The organism is Bradyrhizobium sp. (genome assembly GCF_019242285.1).
GTDB lineage: Bacteria > Pseudomonadota > Alphaproteobacteria > Rhizobiales > Xanthobacteraceae > Bradyrhizobium.
On sequence record NZ_JAFAVV010000798.1, the window covers coordinates 1 to 3275 of the forward strand.

The following is a 3275-nucleotide window of genomic DNA, read 5'->3' on the forward strand; positions in this document are numbered from 1 at the left end:
CGATCTTTCCGAGGGCAACACCTGATGTTCAAGCGACCGTCGGTTCATTACGGCCGCACGCCTGCGCCCGTTACGCCGTATCAGAAGGCGGCGCAGGTCTGGGATGAGCGCATCGGCTCAGCGCGTGTCCAGGCCAGGAATTGGCGGCTGATGGCCTTCGGATGCCTGGTGCTTGCGGCAGGTTTTGGCGCAGCCCTGATCTGGCAATCGACGCGCAGCACGATAACGCCGTGGGTGGTCGAGGTTGATCATCTCGGCGAGGTCGAGCGGGTGGCGCCGGCGGTCGCCGATTATCAGCCAACCGACCCGCAGATCGCCTACCACCTCGCTCGCTTTATCGAAGATGTCCGAGGCTTGCCGGCGGATGGCATCGTGCTGCGCCAGAACTGGCTTCGAGCCTACGACTTCACGACCGATCGCGGCGCGGCGGCGCTCAACGACTACGCCCGCAACAACGATCCCTTTGCGAAACTCGGAAAAGCGCAGGTCTCGGTCGAGGTCTCCAGCGTCATTCGGGCCTCACCCGACAGTTTCCGCCTCGCCTGGATCGAGCGTCACTTTGAGAACGGCGCGCTGAGCGCGACCGAACGCTGGACCGCGATCCTCACCGTCGTGATCGCAATGCCTGATGACGCCGACCGGCTCCGGAAGAATCCCCTCGGCGTCTACGTCCATGCCATCAACTGGTCGAAGGAGCTGTCTCAGTGAGTGAGCGTGACCGATGCAGGGCGGATAGCATGTTTGCAGTCTTCGGGCGGTGCGCCGTCGCGGCTCGCATCACCTGGGACCCCCGTGCAGCTCTCTTGGCCGCCATCGCGCTCTTGGCTCCCCTCGGCGGCTGCGTGACGTCCAAGCCGCCGCAGATCAGCTATGACAGCGACGTGCCGCCGATGGCCCCGCCACCGCCTGTCGAAGAGGACAAACCGCGGGCGCTTCACGTTCCGCCACCTTGGAAGGTGGCTTTTGGCGGCAAGGCCGGGAAGGAAGAGGCCGAACCGGTTGATCGTGTCGAGATGGCCAACAGCGCTGCACGGGTGGAGCCGCGCAAGAAGGGCTACTTCAACGCGGCCCAGATCTACGCCTACAGTCCCGGTGCGCTCTATCAGGTCTATGCCGCGCCGGGACAGATCACCGATATCGCGCTCCAAGAAGGGGAGCAACTGACGGGCTCCGGGCCGGTTGCGGCCGGCGATACCGTGCGCTGGGTGGTCAGCGATACCGAGAGCGGTATCAGCGATACCCGCCGGGTTCACATCCTGGTCAAGCCGACGCGGGCGGCGATCGAGACCAATCTCATCGTCAATACCGACCGGCGGACCTATCTGATCGAGCTGCGCGCGCGTGAAAAGCCCTATATGCCCTTGGTTGCTTGGTACTATCCGCAAACGCAGTCGGCATTGCGACAAGTGCCCCTGACGCCGGTCCTGCCGGATCCCTCGCAGCGGCGCTTCCGTTATTCGATCGAGGGTGACGATCCACCCTGGCGGCCTGTCAAGGTCTACGATGATGGCCGCAAAGTCTATGTCGAATTCTCCCGCGGCATCGTGCAGGGCGAATTGCCGCCGCTGTTCGTCATCGACGCCAATGGCAAGCCTGAGATCGTCAATTACCGGACCTATGGCAATGTGCTGATCGTCGATCGGCTGTTTGCGGCGGCCGAACTGCGCCTTGGAGGCGAACGGCAGCAGAAGGTCAGGATCGTGCGGACGGACGGGAAGCCCGCGCCATGAGTGTGGAGGACGGAGGTGCCCAGGAGAGGCCAGCTGCTAGGACACCGGATGAGCTGGCGAGAGAATTTCGGCTGAGAGGCGAGCTGCCACGAACCACGCGGCTCTCGCGCAGGGTCCTGACCGGCATCAGCGCGTTCATGCTGCTGGTCATCGCAGGGACGACCATTTGGGCACTTCAAGGCGGCGGCGCGCGCAAGCCAAAGTCCGATGAGCTCTATGGCACGGACCACCACGATGTTGCCGACGGGGTCGGCGCCTTGCCGCGTGACTACGCCAGTGTTCCTAAGGATGTTCCTGTGCTGGGACCGCCGATGCCCGGAGATCTCGGCCGGCCGATTCTGGCCGCCCAGGGGCAGGCGCCAGCGCCCGATCAGGATCAACAGCGCCGCGACCAGGAGACTGAAGCGGCGCGCGTCAGCCGGCTGTTCGCCTCCACCAATGTCCGCGAAACACAGCCGCAGGCAGCGCCGTCTCAGGCCAGCGATCACGTCGGTGCTCAGTCCGCAGGAGATGATGCCTTCGCGCAGAACAGACAGGACCGGAAGCTCATCTTTGTCAATGGGCCAGTCGATCGCCGGACAACGAGCCCGGATCACATGACACGGCCAGCGTCTCCATACGTCGTGCAGGCAGGTACCGTCATTCCGGGCGCACTGATTACGGGCGTCCGGTCCGACCTGCCGGGTCAAATCACGGCGCAAGTGACGGAGAACGTGTTCGACACGCCAACCGGACGGTTTCTGCTCGTCCCGCAGGGGGCGCGTCTGATCGGCGTCTACGACAGCCAGGTGGCGACGGGCCAATCTCGGGTGTTGCTGGTCTGGACGCGGCTCATCATGCCCAATGGCCGCTCGATCGTGCTTGAACGGCAGCCTGGTGCCGACCCGGCAGGATATGCCGGGCTTGAGGACGAAGTCGACAACCGCTGGAGGCAGTTGATCGGTGCCGCCTTGCTGTCGACGTTGCTGTCAGTCGGGAGTGAGGTGAATGCGGGAGGTGGCACGAACACCAACAACGCTGCCATCGTTCAGGCGTTGCGCCAAGGGTTTGGAAATTCCGTGAGCCAGACCGGACAGCAACTCGTGCGGCAGCAGATGAATATCCAGCCCACGCTGACGATCCGACCAGGGTTTCCGGTGCGGGTGATCGTCAATCGGGATTTGGTGATCGAGCCCTATCGTGGCTGAATCGGAGCTGTGAGTGGCAAAGCTCAAACTCGCGGCCTTGCCTGACGACAAGTCGATCAAGGTCACCGTCGAACTCCCTGCCGCAGTGCATCGGGATCTCATCGCCTACGCCGATATTCTATCGCGGGAAGCCGGTCAGTCGATCAGCGATCCAGCCAGACTGATCGTACCGATGTTGGCTCGGTTCATGGCGACTGATAGAGCTTTTGCCAGGTTGCGCCGCGGACACAAGACATCGGCAGCGGATCATGATCGGAGCGGAGTTCCAGCACTCGCTGATGCGCCGGGCCGCCGGAAGAGCTGAATGCGACGCCAGCGTGAAGCGGCCATGACGTCGGTCGGTACCTCAAACTGGTCG

Annotated in this window: 4 protein-coding genes; all 4 read left to right on the forward strand. The window is 63.5% G+C overall.

Annotated elements, in window-relative coordinates:
* Nucleotides 1–24 precede the first annotated feature (24 nt).
* The 4 genes from trbF to JOY90_RS32670 are packed head-to-tail and all read left to right on the forward strand — an operon-like array spanning nucleotide 25 to nucleotide 3221.
* Nucleotides 25–708: a conjugal transfer protein TrbF gene (gene trbF, locus JOY90_RS32655; RefSeq protein ID WP_291695215.1), complete on the forward strand. Its 684-nt coding sequence runs from the start codon at nucleotides 25–27 to the stop codon at nucleotides 706–708.
* Nucleotides 709–737: 29 nt separating this feature from the next.
* Entirely contained in the window at nucleotides 738–1730 is a 993-nt protein-coding gene (gene trbG / locus JOY90_RS32660; protein WP_291695216.1) for a P-type conjugative transfer protein TrbG, read from the forward strand.
* Nucleotides 1727–2917 carry a TrbI/VirB10 family protein gene (locus tag JOY90_RS32665; RefSeq protein WP_291695217.1) on the forward strand — a complete coding sequence of 397 codons (1191 nt, stop codon included), beginning with the start codon at nucleotides 1727–1729 and terminating at the stop codon, nucleotides 2915–2917. Before trbG ends, JOY90_RS32665 begins: the two co-directional genes overlap by 4 nt.
* A 13-nt stretch (nucleotides 2918–2930) precedes the next feature.
* Nucleotides 2931–3221: a DUF2274 domain-containing protein gene (locus JOY90_RS32670; protein ID WP_291695218.1), complete on the forward strand. Its 291-nt coding sequence runs from the start codon at nucleotides 2931–2933 to the stop codon at nucleotides 3219–3221.
* The last annotated feature ends 54 nt before the right edge of the window (nucleotides 3222–3275 follow it).